The following is a 14,556-nucleotide window of genomic DNA, read 5'->3' on the forward strand; positions in this document are numbered from 1 at the left end:
CCGTGGGAACGACCGTGCTGCTAACCGACCTGGGGGTCGCCCTTGGTGTACGTCAGGCGCTCGACCGCGCCCGGCTGGAAGTCGTCCTCGATCTTCTTGCCGTTGACGTAGAGCTGGATGGCCCCGGCGTCCCCGAGGACGAGGTTGATCTTGTCGCTGTCCTGGAAGGTCTTGGACTCGCCCTGCTTGAGCAGTCCGTCGAACAGAAGCCGGCCGTTGTGGTCCTTGGCCGAGATCCAGCTGCGTCCGTCGGCGGCGGAGACCTGGACGGTCACCTTGTCCTGCGGCGCGGCCGCGATGGCGCTGTCGGAGGGATCGGACTTCGGGGTGGCGGGCTTGTTGTTCTTGGGCGTGTGCGAGGCGGACTTGCTGACGGAGGGCGTGGACCCTTCGGCGACCTGCGACTTGGCACCGCTGTCGTCGCCGCCCTTGAAGGCGGTGAACCCGACGAAGCCGACCACGGCGACGATCGCGGCGACCATCGCCGCGGTCCAGTTCGGCCCGCGGCGCTCGGGACGGATGCGTTCCGCCTCGAAGAGCGGCGCCGCCGGGGTCGGGGCGGGACGGCCGCCGTGGTCGGCGTCGTACTGCGCCAGCAGCGGGGCCGGATCGAGGTGGACGGCCTTGGCCAGGGTCCGGATGTGCCCGCGCGCGTAGACGTCCCCGCCGCAGGGGGCGAAGTCGTCCGCCTCGATGGCGTGCACGATGGCGATGCGGACCCGGGTGGCGTTGCTGATGTCGTCGACGGTCAGCCCGGCATCGATCCGCGCCTGTTTGAGGGCGCGGCCGACGGACAGGGCTTGCTCGCGATCGTCTTCGAACGGACGCTCGTCTTCAGGGGAGTTGCCGATGGACACGGGGGCGCCTTTCGAGCGTTTAAGCCACCTGTGCTGGAGGTTCAGTCTATGGGGGGTGCGAAAGGGTGGGGCAACCGGGCGGTGGAGCTTGTTAGCCCATCGGTATGGCCGGACACACCGATGGTGGGGCACGCGCTTGTCGCTTCCCTCAACTTGACGTACGCCGAAGGGAAACGGTTGCTCAATGATCCCTTACGGGTGAGTCACGATCAGACATCGGCGGCCGCGCCCGTTCGGGTCTTCTCTCAAGCCTCCCCGCGGATCACCGCGAGCACGCCGTCCAGTTCGTCGGGCTTCACAAGAACGTCACGGGCCTTCGAGCCCTCGCTCGGTCCGACGACCCCCCGCGACTCCATGAGGTCCATCAGCCGCCCGGCCTTGGCGAAGCCGACACGCAGCTTGCGCTGCAGCATGGACGTCGACCCGAACTGGGTGGAGACCACCAGCTCGGCCGCCTGGCAGAGCAGGTCGAGGTCGTCGCCGATCTCCTCGTCGATCTCCTTCTTCTGCTTGGTGCCCACGGTGACGTCGTCCCGGAAGACGGGCGCCATCTGGTCCTTGCAGTGCTGGACGATCGCCGCGACCTCGTCCTCGGTCACGAACGCGCCCTGCATACGGGTGGGCTTGCTGGCCCCCATCGGCAGGAAGAGCCCGTCGCCCTTGCCGATCAGCTTCTCGGCGCCGGGCTGGTCGAGGATGACGCGGCTGTCGGCGAGCGAGGAGGTGGCGAAGGCGAGCCGCGAGGGCACGTTCGCCTTGATCAGGCCGGTGACGACGTCGACCGACGGCCGCTGGGTGGCGAGCACCAGGTGGATGCCGGCCGCGCGCGCGAGCTGCGTGATGCGCACGATGGCGTCCTCGACGTCGCGCGGCGCGACCATCATCAGGTCGGCGAGCTCGTCGACGATCACCAGCAGGTACGGGTAGGGATGCAGCTCCCGCTCGCTGCCCTCCGGGGACTTCACCTTGCCGTTGCGGACGGCCTCGTTGAAGTCGTCGATGTGCCGGTAGCCGTACGCCGCGAGGTCGTCGTAGCGCAGGTCCATCTCGCGTACGACCCACTGGAGCGCCTCTGCGGCCCGCTTCGGGTTGGTGATGATCGGGGTGATCAGGTGCGGGATGCCTTCATAGGCGGTCAGTTCGACGCGCTTGGGGTCGACGAGGACCATACGGACGTCCTCGGGAGTCGCCCGGACCATGACCGACGTGATCAGGCAGTTGATGCACGACGACTTGCCGGAACCGGTGGCTCCGGCGACGAGGACGTGCGGCATCTTCGCGAGGTTGGCCATCACGTAGCCGCCCTCGACGTCCTTGCCGAGCGCGACCAGCATCGGGTGGTCGTCCTCGGCGGCGGCCGCGAGACGCAGGACGTCCCCGAGGTTGACCATCTCGCGGTCGGTGTTGGGGATCTCGATGCCGACCGCGGACTTGCCGGGGATCGGGCTGATGATCCGCACATCCGGGCTGGCGACGGCGTACGCGATGTTCTTGGTCAGCGCGGTGATCCGCTCGACCTTCACGGCGGGGCCGAGTTCGACCTCGTAGCGCGTGACCGTCGGCCCGCGCGTGAAGCCGGTGACGGCGGCGTCGACCTTGAACTCGGTGAAGACGTTGGTGAGCGAGGCGACCACGGCGTCGTTGGCGGCGCTGCGCGCCTTGCCGGGCCCCCCGCGCGTGAGGAGGTCGAGCGAGGGCAGCGCGTAGGTGATGTCGCCGGACAGCTGGAGCTGCTCCGCGCGCGCGGGCAGTTCGCTGGGCGCCTCGGGCGCCGGTTTGGTGAGGTCGGCGACCTCGACCTTCAGCTTCTCCTGCTTGGGCCGCGCGGCCGGCACGGGTGTGGGCGTCGGCGTGGGCGTCGCCTCCTCGCGGTCGCCGACGCTCACCCCCTGGGTGAGGTCCGCGACGACCGGCGAGGGCGGCATCCCGTGCAGGACGGCGCCGTCGAGCGCGGCCGCGGCGGCCGCCGCGACGTCCACGGCGTCCATGGGGCGCCCCATGTCGGGCTGGGGCACGGCGGAGCGCCGGGGGCGGCCACGACGCTTGGAGAGTGCCTCCTGCTCCGCCCTGTCGGGGTCGTACGCCTCCGGGGCCGAGCCACGCTTCCGCGCGCGCGGAGGCAGCGTTTCACGCCACTGCTCGTCGTAGCGCTGGTCGTCCCCGGTGTACTCGTCCTCGGTCGGGTCGTCGACGATCCCGAGCTTCACACCGAGCAGCCGCAGTCGCTGCGGAATCGCGTTGACGGGGGTCGCCGTGACCACCAGCAGCCCGAAGACCGTCAGCAGCACCAGCAGCGGTACGGCCAGCACGTCGCCCATGGCGTACGTCAGCGGAGTCGCCGCTCCCCAGCCGATGAGGCCGCCGGCGTCCCTTATGGCCTGCATGCCGTCGCTGCGGGCGGGCGAGCCGCAGGCGATGTGGACCTGGCCGAGCACGCCGATGACGAGCGCGGACAGGCCGATCACGATGCGGCCGTTCGCCTCGGGCTTCTCGGGGTGGCGGATGAACCGCACCGCGATCACCGCGAGCAGTATCGGCACCAGCAGGTCGAGCCGGCCGAAAGCGCCGGTCACCAGGATCTCGACGAGGTCGCCGACGGGGCCGCGCAGATCGGCCCAGGTGCCCGCGGCGACGATCAGTGCGATGCCGAGCAGGAGCAGAGCCACGCCGTCCTTGCGATGTGCGGGGTCGAGGTTCTTCGCGCCGTTCCCTATGCCGCGGAAGACGGCGCCCACGGCGTGCGCGACACCGAGCCAGAGGGCGCGCACGAGCCGGTAGAGGCCGCCGGTCGGGTTCGGCGCCGGCTTCGGCGGCGCCGCCTTCTTGGCCGCGGCCTTCTTGGCGGGCGCCTTCTTCGCCGGGGCCCTTTTCGCGGCGGCCTTCTTCGCCGGAGCCGCCGCCTTCTTCGCGGGCTGCTTCTTGGCAGCGGAGGGACGTGAGGCCATAGGTGTGAGATTACCGGTGGAGGCGACGACGGACACGTGTGCCCACGGCTTCACCCGTTCGTGTCGCCTTTGAGTGAACGTGGAACTGACGCGTCCTCATCCGCGGTTGTCCCGCAACTGTCCTCTGGATGAAGGTCAGTTCTGCGAGGTCACCGATGGCGCGCTCCCGGTGCCCGGCTCCAGCGCGTCCAGGGCCCGCCGCAGCCCGGTGAGTTTGCGTTCGAGATGGGCCGCCGTGGCCACCGCGGCCGCGTCCGCCGACTCGTCGTCGAGCTGCTTGGACAGTGCCTCGGCCTGCTCCTCGACCGCCGCGAGCCGCGCGGACAGCTCGGCGAGCAGGGAGGCCGGCTCCTTGCTGTCACCGACCGTGGCCTTGCCGCCGCCCTCCAACTGCAGCCGCAGCAGCGCCGCCTGCTCCCTCAGCTGGCAGTTCTTCATGTAGAGCTCGACGAACACCGAGACCTTCGCGCGCAGCACCCACGGGTCGAACGGCTTGGAGATGTAGTCGACCGCGCCGGCCGCATAACCGCGGAAGGTGTGGTGCGGGCCGTGGTTGATCGCGGTGAGGAAGATGATCGGGATGTCCCGCGTCCGCTCGCGCCGCTTGATGTGAGCGGCGGTCTCGAAACCGTCCATGCCCGGCATCTGGACGTCCAGCAGAATGACCGCGAAGTCGTCCGTGAGCAGTGCTTTGAGCGCTTCCTCCCCGGACGATGCCCGCACCAGTGTCTGATCGAGCGCAGAGAGGATGGCCTCCAGCGCCAGCAGATTCTCCGGCCGATCATCGACCAGGAGGATCTTGGCCTTCTGCACCATGGCCCGCCCTCCTCGCCCCGGATGTGCACCGGGCGCCGCCCCTGGGGACGACTCCCTTTCGCCGCCCGTCCTTGTGCCGGTCATCGTAGCCGCACCCCGCCTGTCGCCACACCCTGTCACCGCGATGTCACTGTGCACGTAGCAGAAACGTAGCGGGAGACCAGAAGGTTCCCCGTATCCCGTACTTCTACACGGCGTCGGCCACACTGAGTCAGCAACTCCGCGTGAACATCGATGGTCCTCCTCACTCCCCTCGCATCCACTGCTCCATCACCGCCAGCAGGTGGTCGGGGTCGACCGGCTTGGTGACGTAGTCGGAGGCACCGGACTCGATGGCCTTCTCACGGTCGCCCTTCATCGCCTTCGCGGTCAACGCGATGATCGGCAGCCCCGCGAACTGCGGCATCCTGCGGATCGCCGTCGTGGTCGCGTAACCGTCCATCTCCGGCATCATGATGTCCATCAGGACGACCGCCACGTCGTCGTGCTGTTCCAGCACCTCGATGCCCTCACGGCCGTTCTCGGCGTACAGCACCGACAGGCCGTGCTGCTCCAGGACGCTGGTCAGCGCGAACACGTTACGGATGTCGTCGTCGACGATGAGCACTTTCTGGCCACCGAAGCGGATGCCCCGATGCGGCTGCGGAGCGGCACCCTGCTCGGCGCCCGCCCACTGCCCCAGCCCGGCGGCCCGGTGGTCGCCGTCGAGGCCGCCCCGGCGGCGGCGCCTGAAGAGCGCCGCCGCGCCGTTCTGCGCCTGCTGGTACGACCGCACCTCGGCGGGCGTCTCCACCTCCACCGCGGACAGCTGGGACAGGTCAGAGGCGGCCACCAGGTCGCTGGCCCCGAGGGCCGCCACGGGCTGCTGGTAGCCCTGGGGAGGCAGTTCGCTGGGGTGCAGCGGCAAATACAGCGTGAAGGTCGAGCCGCGTCCCGGCTCGCTCTGCGCGTGGATCTCACCGCCGAGCAGCTGGGCGATCTCCCGCGAGATCGACAGCCCCAGGCCGGTACCGCCGTACTTGCGGCTGGTCGTGCCGTCGGCCTGCTTGAACGCCTCGAAGATCACCCGCATCTTGCTGGCCGCGATCCCGATGCCGGTGTCGGTGACCGAGAACGCGATCAGACCGGCGTCCGGGTCGGTGAGCGAACCGGCCTCCAGCAGCTGCTCCCGGATCGCCATGGGCACGTCCGCTCCGGCCGGCCGGATCACCAGCTCGACCGAGCCGGAGTCGGTGAACTTCACCGCGTTGGACAGCAGGTTGCGCAGCACCTGCAGGAGTCGCTGTTCGTCGGTGTGCAGAGTGGCGGGCAGCTCCGGGGAGACCCGTACGGACAGGTCCAGGCCCTTCTCCGCCGTGAGCGGCCGGAAGGTGGCCTCCACGTAGTCGACGAGCTGGACGAGCGCGATACGCGTCGGGGAGACGTCCATCTTGCCCGCCTCGACCTTCGACAGGTCGAGGATGTCGTTGATCAGCTGGAGCAGGTCGGAGCCGGCGCCGTGGATCGTCTCGGCGAACTCGACCTGCTTGGGCGTGAGGTTGGCGTCCGCGTTGTCGGCGAGCAGCTTGGCCAGGATCAGCAGCGAGTTGAGCGGCGTCCGCAGCTCGTGCGACATGTTGGCCAGGAACTCGCTCTTGTAGCGCATCGACACCGCGAGCTGCTCGGCGCGCTCCTCCAGGACCTGCCGCGCCTCCTCGATCTCGGTGTTCTTCACCTCGATGTCGCGGTTCTGCTGGGCCAGCAGCTCGGCCTTCTCCTCCAGTTCGGCGTTGGACGCCTGGAGGGCCTTCTGCCGGTTCTCCAACTCGGCCGAGCGTTCACGCAGCTGTTCGGTCAGCTCCTGCGACTGCTTCAGCAGCTGCTCGGTCTTGGTGTTGACGGAGATGGTGTTGACGCTGGTCGCGATCATCTCGGCGATCTGGTTGAGGAAGTCCTTCTGGATCTGCGTGAACGGCGTGAAGGAGGCCAGCTCGATGATGCCGAGCACCTTGCCCTCGAACAGCACCGGAAGGACGATCACCTGGGCGGGCGGCGCCTCGCCGAGGCCCGAGGAGATCTTCAGATAGCCGCTGGGCGCGTTCTCCACGAGGATCGTGCGCTTCTCCTCGGCGGCCGTCCCGATCAGCGCCTCACCGGGCCTGAAGGAGGTCGGCATGGAGCCCATCGAGTAGCCGTACGACCCGAGCATGCGCAGTTCGTACGCGTCCTCGTTCTCGGCGCTCAGGTCCTTGCCGTCGACGAGCGGCATCGCCACGAAGAACGCGCCGTGCTGAGCGGAGACGACCGGCGTCAGCTCGCTCATGATCAGCGAGGCCACGTCCTGCAGATCGCGGCGGCCCTGCATCAGCGCGGAGATACGGGCCAGGTTGCCCTTGAGCCAGTCCTGCTCCTTGTTGGCGATCGTGGTGTCGCGCAGGTTGGCGATCATCTTGTTGATGTAGTCCTGCAGTTCCTGGATCTCGCCGGAGGCATCGACGTCGATCTTCAGGTTCAGGTCGCCCCGGGTCACCGCGGTGGCCACGCGCGCGATGGCGCGCACCTGCCGGGTGAGGTTTCCCGCCATCTCGTTCACGGACTCGGTGAGGTCGCGCCAGGTGCCGTCCACGTCACGCACGCGTGCCTGACCGCCCAGCTGCCCCTCCGTGCCCACCTCACGGGCGACTCGGGTGACCTCCTCGGCGAAGGACGACAGCTGGTCGACCATCGTGTTGATCGTCGTCTTGAGCTCGAGAATCTCGCCCCGCGCGTCGATGTCGATCTTCTTCGTCAGGTCACCCTTGGCGATCGCCGTCGTGACCATGGCGATGTTGCGCACCTGGCCGGTCAGGTTGGACGCCATGCCGTTCACCGAGTCGGTGAGGTCCTTCCAGGTGCCCGCCACGCCCGGCACATGCGCCTGACCGCCGAGGATGCCGTCCGTGCCCACCTCACGGGCCACCTTGGTGACCTGGTCGGCGAACGAACTCAGCGTCTTCACCATCGTGTTGAACGTGTCGGCGAGCTGCTGGACCTCACCGCGCGCCTCGATCGTCACCGTGCGCGTCAGGTCGCCGTTGGCGACCGCAGCCGCGACCTGGGAGATGTTGCGCACCTGCATGGTCAGGTTCTTGGCCATCAGGTTCACGTTGCCGCTGAGGTCCTTCCAGATGCCCGTGACACCCGGAACGTGCGCCTGACCGCCGAGGATGCCCTCGGTGCCCACCTCGCGGGCCACCCGGGTCACCTGCTCGGCGAAGCTGGACAGCTGGTCGACCATCGTGTTGACGGTCGTGACGAGCTCGAGGATCTCGCCCTTGGCGTCGACGGTGATCTTCTTCGACAGGTCGCCCTTGGCGACCGCGGTCGTGACCTCGGCGATCTGGCGCACCTGAATGGTCAGGTTGTTCGCCATGAAGTTCACGGACTGGGTGAGGTCCTTCCAGGTGCCGGAGACGCCCTGGACCTCGGCCTGACCGCCGAGCTGGCCCTCCGTACCCACCTCGCGGGCGACCCTGGTGACCTCCTCCGCGAACGACGACAGCTGGTCGACCATCGTGTTCAGCGTGTTCTTCAGCTCCAGGATCTCCCCGCGCGCGTCCACGGTGATCTTCTGTGACAGGTCACCGCGGGCCACCGCCGTGGCGACCTGCGCGATGTTGCGGACCTGCGCGGTGAGGTTCCCCGCCATGCCGTTCACGGAGTCGGTCAGGTCCCGCCACACACCGGCCACGCCGGGCACCTGCGCCTGACCGCCCAGGCGGCCCTCGGTGCCCACCTCGCGGGCCACCCGGGTCACCTGGTCGGCGAATCCGGAGAGCTGGTCGACCATCGTGTTGATGGTGTTCTTCAGCTCCAGGATCTCCCCGCGCGCGTCCACGTCGATCTTCTGGGACAGGTCGCCCTGGGCGACCGCGGTCGTCACCTGGGCGATGTTACGGACCTGGGCCGTCAGGTTGCCGGCCATGCCGTTGACGGAGTCGGTGAGCTCCTTCCACGTACCGGCCACACCCGGTACGACCGCCTGACCTCCGAGTCGGCCCTCGGTGCCCACGTCCCGCGCCATCCGGGTCACCTGGTCGGCGAAGGAGGACAGCTGGTCCACCATCGTGTTCACGGTGTTCTTCAGCTGGAGCATCTCGCCGGAGACGTCCACGGTGACCTTCTGCGACAGATCACCGTTGGCCACCGCCGTGGTGACCTGCGCGATGTTGCGGACCTGGCCGGTGAGGTTGCGGAAGGCGGTGTTGACGGAGTCCGTCAGGTCCTTCCAGGTGCCGGCCGCGCCCGGCACCTGTGCCTGGCCGCCCAGCTCGCCCTCGACACCGACCTCCCGCGCCACGCGCGTGACCTCGGAACCGAAGGACTGCAGCTGGTCCACCATCCCGTTGACGGTGTTCTTCAGCTCCAGCATCTCGCCGGCCACGTTCACCGTGACCTTCTGGGAGAGGTCACCGTTGGCCACGGCCGTGGTGACGGCCGCGATGTCCCTCACCTGAATGGTGAGATTCCGGAACACCGTGTTGACGGAGTCGGTCAGGTCCTTCCAGGTGCCGGCCGCGCCCGGCACATTGGCCTGACCGCCCAGCTGCCCGGCGGCCCCGACCTCGTTCGCCACGCGCGTGACCTCGTCCGCGAAGATCCGCAGCGTCTCGGTCATCTGGTTGATCGTGTCGGCGAGCTGAGCGATCTCGCCGCGTGCGGACACCGTGACCTTCTGCGACAGGTCGCCGCTCGCGACGGCGGTGGTGACCTGCGCGATCCCGCGCACCTGGGCCGTGAGGTTGCCGGCCATCAGGTTCACCGAATCGGTGAGGTCCTTCCACACACCGGCCACACCCGGCACCTGCGCCTGACCGCCGAGCTCGCCCTCCGTGCCCACCTCGCGCGCGACTCGCGTCACCTCGGAGGAGAAGGACGACAGCTGGTCGACCATCGTGTTGACGGTGTTCTTCAGCTCCAGCATCTCGCCGGCGACGTGCACGGTGACCTTGCGGGACAGGTCACCCTTGGCCACCGCCGTGGTGACCAGCGCGATGTCACGGACCTGCGCCGTCAGCCGGTACGCCATGGTGTTGACGGAGTCCGTGAGGTCCTTCCACGAACCCGACATGCCACGCACGCGTGCCTGTCCGCCCAGCTTGCCCTCGGTGCCGACCTCGCTGGCCACGCGCGTGACCTCGTCGGTGAACGTCGACAGCTGGTCGACGAGGTTGTTCACCGTGCGCCCGACCTTCAAGAACTCCCCGCGCAGCGGGTGCCCGGTCCCGTCGGGAGCGTGGGTCCGCAACTCCATGCGGGGCGACAGGTCACCCTCCGCCACCGCGGTGAGCACCCGGCCGACCTCGGAGACGGGCCGTACGAGGTCGTCCACGAGCGCGTTGGAGGCCTCGATGGCGGCCGCCCAGGAACCCTCGTAGGCGCCCGTCTCCAGCCGCTCCGTGAGCTTGCCCTCGCGGCCGACCATGCGCCGCACCCGCGACAGCTCACCGGTCAGATGCAGATTGCGGTCGGCCACCTCGTTGAACACCGCGGCGATCTCCGACATCACGCCGTCCCCGGACACCGTGAGCCGCTTGCGGAAATTCCCGTCGCGCATGGCCACGAGGGCCGCCAGCAGTCGGTTCAGGGCAGCCGTGTCCACCGCCGTGGTCCCGCCGCGCGGTTTGCCCTGGTTGTTCAGGGACTGTCCGCCTTTCGCGCGCGTCTTAGTGCCCCGCGTCGCTGCGCCAGACTCCACTGTGTCCCTCCCGCAGGGGTCGACCGTTACTGCTGTGTTCCGGTACTACTGCTCGTGGTACCGGTACTGCTGCGCATTTCTGCCGGATATACCAGGTCACACCACGGGCTGCTGCCCGCTGTACGCGGAAGTCACTCAGCCTGCCCGGACCTTCACAAGAAGCTTGCCCAGTGTTTCACCCTGCCTGAACCCGGCCATAACAGTTCGGCAGCTTCGCACATCGTCCGCACACCCTCTGGGCGGAAACACTGCAGACCGGCATCCGCACGGACGGCGAAGGTAAGTAACCTTGCATGCGGCTGTCCAGCCGCACCGGTCCGTCCGGCATGGGCGGTGGCACGAGAACGAGCGGGCATCGGAGGGGCGGCCGCACACATGACCACCGGACTGATCCCCGGGGGACAGCCCCCGGACCCCCGGCCGACGGGCGGCCTGCCGCATCAGCGGCACGAGCCGGTCGGCCACGCAGCCCAGCACGTCGACAACAGGCCGAGGAGTTCTGTGATCACCGCGCGCGCGGCCGCCAGCTTCGAGCCCGTCGGGCGATCGGTAGCGACCGCCCGCTCCTTCGTCCGCGACACCCTCCAGGGCTGGGGCTTCGCCGACATCGTCGACGACGCCGTGGTGCTCACCAGCGAGCTGGTGACCAATGCCGTGGTGCACGCGGGCACCTCCGCCGACGTCCTGTGCCTGCGCACCGACCAAGGCGTACGGGTCGAGGTGGCCGACCGCTACCCGGAGCGCGAGATCCCTCTCCAGGGCCATCCCGTCAACATGGGCAGCCCCGACCGCGAGGGCGGCCGCGGCCTCCAGCTGTGCGCGGCACTCGCCGGCCGCTGGGGCGTGGAGTACACGCCCACCCACAAACAGGTCTGGTTCCAGCTCGACCTGCCCGAGCGCGCGGTGGGCACGCGCGCGGCGGGCCCGTCCCTCCCCGCCGACCTCCTGCCGCTCGCCGACGGCCGGGTCCGTGTCGCCGTCGTCCAGATCGACCGCACCGGCTCCATCACCTCGTGGAACGAGGACGCCGAGGAACTCTTCGGCTACCCCGCCGAACAGGTGATCGGAAAGCCCCTCACCGATCTCGCCGCCTGGCCGCACACCCCCGGCACCAGCACGGGTATCGCCGAGGCGCTCCAACTCTCCCGCTGGGAAGGCAGTTACGGCATAAGGGGCGCCAACGGCCGCGTCACCCCGGTGTACGCCTCGCACCTCCGCGTCCGCGACACGGGCGGCGAACCCTCCACGGTCTGCCTGCTCGTCAGGGACCACGAACGGGCCGTGCTGCAGACGCCGTTGCGCCTGCCGGCCTCCGACACCGCCTCCGCCGCCGACGGCCAGAACACCGACCCCTTCGAGGTGTTCATCGGCTCCCCGGCCCCGGACGACCTCGACGGCCTCCTCCAGCGCACGGTGGAGCGCGCCCGCGACATGCTGGACGCCGACTCCGCCTTCCTGCTCCTCGCGACCGACGACGAGACGGAGCTGGAGGTCCGCGCCTCCACCGGCCTGCCCTCCGCCCGCCAGCGCTTCGCGCGCGTGCCCGTCGAGGCCGGCCCCGGCCGCTACGGCTCGGCCCGCATGCCGGCCGTCCACGACGACCTGACGGCCGTCCCCGGCGCCGTACCACTGCTGAGCGGCACGGGCATGCGCTCGGTCGTCACGGTCCCGCTGAAGGTCGAGGGCCGCCTCACCGGCTCCCTCGGCGTCGCGGCCGAGAGCCCCGGCAGATACTCCAACGAGGAGGCCCTGCGCCTGCAGTTCGCCGCCGACCGCATCGCGCTGGCCGTCGAGTCGGCGCGCCTCGGCGAACTGGAACGCCTGCGCCGCGGCTCCCTCAGCTTCCTCGTCGAGGCCTCCGACCTCCTCGCCGGCACCCTGGACCGCGACCAGACCCTGGCCCTGATGGCCCAGATGACGGTCCCCACCCTCGCCACCTGGTGCGCCGTCTACACGATCGCCGACCAGGCCTCCGAGCCGTACCTCTCCTACGTCCTGCACGAGGACGAGGAACTCATCGACGGCATCAAGTCGTTGCTCTCCAAGGTGCCCCCGCCCGACCCGGTCCCCACCCCCGGCGCCCGCGTCTGGTCCGCCCCGGGCGAGGTCGCCCACCAGGCCGCCCTGCGCAGTTCCATGCGCAGCCTCGGCCTGTCCGGCGGCCCCACCCACCAGATCACCTCCGGCATCGGCCCCACGCTCGCCACGGCCTCCGCCGTCGGCGGCGAGACCGTCGTCCTCCCCCTGGTCGCCCGCAACCGCGTCATCGGCATGCTGACCCTCGGCAAGCCCACCGACGAACACTTCCGCCAGGAAATCCTCGAACTGGCCGAGGACTTGAGCCGTCGAGCCGCCCTCGCCCTCGACAACGCCCGCCTGTACTCGGAGCGCACGGCCATCAGCCAGTCCCTCCAGCGCAGCCTCCTGCCACCCGAGCTGCCCGAGATCGACGGCGTCGAGGTCGAGGTCATCTACCGCGCGGCCGGCGAGGGCAACGAGGTCGGCGGCGACTTCTACGACCTCTTCCCGATCAGCGACGGCGCCTACGGCTTCGCCATCGGCGACGTCTGCGGTACGGGCCCCAACGCGGCCGCCGTCACGGGCCTCGCCCGGCACGCCCTGCGCCTGTTGGCCCGCGAGGGCCTGTCCGGCCCGGCGGTCCTGGAGCGACTGAACTCGGCCATTCTCGACGAGGGCGCCCGCAGCCGCTTCCTGACCCTCCTCTACGGCGAGCTGCGCCCCCAGGAGGACGGCAGCGCGGAACTGAAGGTGGTCTGCGCCGGTCACCCCCTGCCGCTCCGCCTGCGCCAGGACGGCACGGTCGAACCGGCCGCCGAGCCCCAGCCGCTCCTCGGCGTCCTCGACGACCTGGAGCTCTACGAGCAGACGGTCACCCTCGACCCCGGAGACGTCCTCCTGTGCGTCACGGACGGCGTCACGGAGCGCCGTGAGGGCACGCGCATGCTGGGCGACGACGGCCTCACGGACGTCCTCACGACCTGCACGGGTCTGACCGCGGGCGCCGTCGCGGCCCGCATCATGCGCGCTGTGGAACGCTTCGCCTCGGACGCCCCGTCCGACGACATGGCGATCCTGGCGATGCGGGTCCCGGGCCTGCAGAAGGACTGAGACGAGTTACGGGCACGAGAGACGAGTTACGGGTACGAGAAAGGCCCCGCCCAATTGGGCGGGGCCTTTTGGCTGGAGCCCCCTAACGGAATCGAACCGTTGACCTTCTCCTTACCATGGAGACGCTCTGCCGACTGAGCTAAGGGGGCCTGTCGCCTTTTCGAGGTTTCCCCCGCGGCGACGGAATAGATCATACCCCGAACAGACGCCTGCTCCCAACCACGCTCAGAAAGCAGGCTGGAGCAGTCCGCCCAGCGCATTGCAAGCGCCCACGATGCGTTGCATGTCCCGCTTCGTCAACGCGGCATCGACGGGCAGAGCCAGCGTTTCGTCGGCGGCACGCTCGGTCTCCGGCAGAGAAACGCAGCGACGGAACTCCGGCAGTCGGTGCACGGGCGTCTTCACCGGCACCCGGCACTCAACTCCCCTGGCCCGCACGGCGCGCGCGAACGCGTCACGGTCGGGCCGCCCATTGCCGGGCACCCGCACGACGTACTGCTGATAGGTGTGCCCATCGCCCCCGTCCGGGGTGCGCACCCCCCGCAACTTCGCGTCGAGATAGGCCGCCCGCTCCCGCCGCTGCGCGATCTCGTCGTACGGCGCCTCGGACTCGCCCTGCTCCAGCACGAGCAGCCCGTACCGCTGCCCGACACCGTGCAGGCGCGCGATGTCGGCCGGCCGCCCGAAGCGGTGTACGACAACCACCGCTGCGGTACGGGGAGTTAGAGCCGCCTCGACAGCGGAGGCGTCGAGGCAGTACGTCACCGGGTCTATGTCGGCGAACACCGGCAGCGCCCCGGCCATGGCGACGGCCTCGGCGACCTCGACGTTCCCGAAGGCCGGTACGACGACCTCGTCACCGAGTCCGAGGCCGGCGGCCCTGAGCATTGCAGCAGTACCCATGCTGCGGATGGTGGTTGCGCAACGTGAACTTCAAGTGACGCAGAACGAAAAAGGGCCGGACCCCGAACCGAAGTTCAGGATCCGACCCTTTGAATAATTGTTCGGCGGCGTCCTACTCTCCCACAGGGTCCCCCCTGCAGTACCATCGGCGCTGTAAGGCTTAGCTTCCGGGTTCGGAATGTAACCGGGC

At 69.3% G+C, this 14,556-nt stretch carries 6 protein-coding genes, 1 tRNA gene and 1 rRNA gene; 1 reads left to right on the top strand and 7 read right to left on the bottom strand.

The features are described from left to right. Positions 1–20 precede the first annotated feature (20 nt). From ABZ453_RS46650 to ABZ453_RS46665, 4 genes are all read right to left on the bottom strand, one after another. Complete coding sequence (locus tag ABZ453_RS46650; RefSeq protein WP_359025494.1) at positions 21–857, bottom strand: RodZ domain-containing protein; 837 nt, start codon at positions 855–857, stop codon at positions 21–23. 245 nt (positions 858–1,102) lie between these two features. Next, complete coding sequence (locus ABZ453_RS46655; RefSeq protein WP_359025496.1) at positions 1,103–3,802, bottom strand: DNA translocase FtsK; 2,700 nt, start codon at positions 3,800–3,802, stop codon at positions 1,103–1,105. Positions 3,803–3,937: 135 nt separating this feature from the next. Further along, entirely contained in the window at positions 3,938–4,618 is a 681-nt protein-coding gene (locus ABZ453_RS46660; protein ID WP_208782618.1) for a response regulator, read from the bottom strand. Positions 4,619–4,862: 244 nt separating this feature from the next. Continuing rightward, the gene (locus tag ABZ453_RS46665; RefSeq protein ID WP_359025499.1) at positions 4,863–10,334 is read right to left on the bottom strand and encodes a HAMP domain-containing protein; all 5,472 of its coding nucleotides are present in this window, start codon (positions 10,332–10,334) and stop codon (positions 4,863–4,865) included. Positions 10,335–10,709: 375 nt separating this feature from the next. On the opposite strand from ABZ453_RS46665, the gene ABZ453_RS46670 reads away from it, so the two are divergent. Beyond that, positions 10,710–13,463 carry a SpoIIE family protein phosphatase gene (locus tag ABZ453_RS46670; protein WP_359025501.1) on the top strand — a complete coding sequence of 918 codons (2,754 nt, stop codon included), beginning with the start codon at positions 10,710–10,712 and terminating at the stop codon, positions 13,461–13,463. Between the two features lie 73 nt (positions 13,464–13,536). On the opposite strand, the gene ABZ453_RS46675 is transcribed toward ABZ453_RS46670, so the two are convergent. The 3 genes from ABZ453_RS46675 to rrf all read right to left on the bottom strand — a co-directional run. Next, positions 13,537–13,612 (bottom strand) — tRNA-Thr (locus tag ABZ453_RS46675). Between the two features lie 76 nt (positions 13,613–13,688). Beyond that, positions 13,689–14,351, bottom strand: a complete 663-nt coding sequence (locus tag ABZ453_RS46680) for a DegT/DnrJ/EryC1/StrS family aminotransferase (protein WP_359025503.1) — start codon at positions 14,349–14,351, stop codon at positions 13,689–13,691. 114 nt (positions 14,352–14,465) lie between these two features. Then, a 5S ribosomal RNA gene (gene rrf / locus ABZ453_RS46685) occupies positions 14,466–14,556 on the bottom strand; the annotation flags it as partial.

It is taken from the genome of Streptomyces sp. NPDC005799, from assembly GCF_040630525.1.
Classification (GTDB): domain Bacteria; phylum Actinomycetota; class Actinomycetes; order Streptomycetales; family Streptomycetaceae; genus Streptomyces; species Streptomyces griseorubiginosus_B.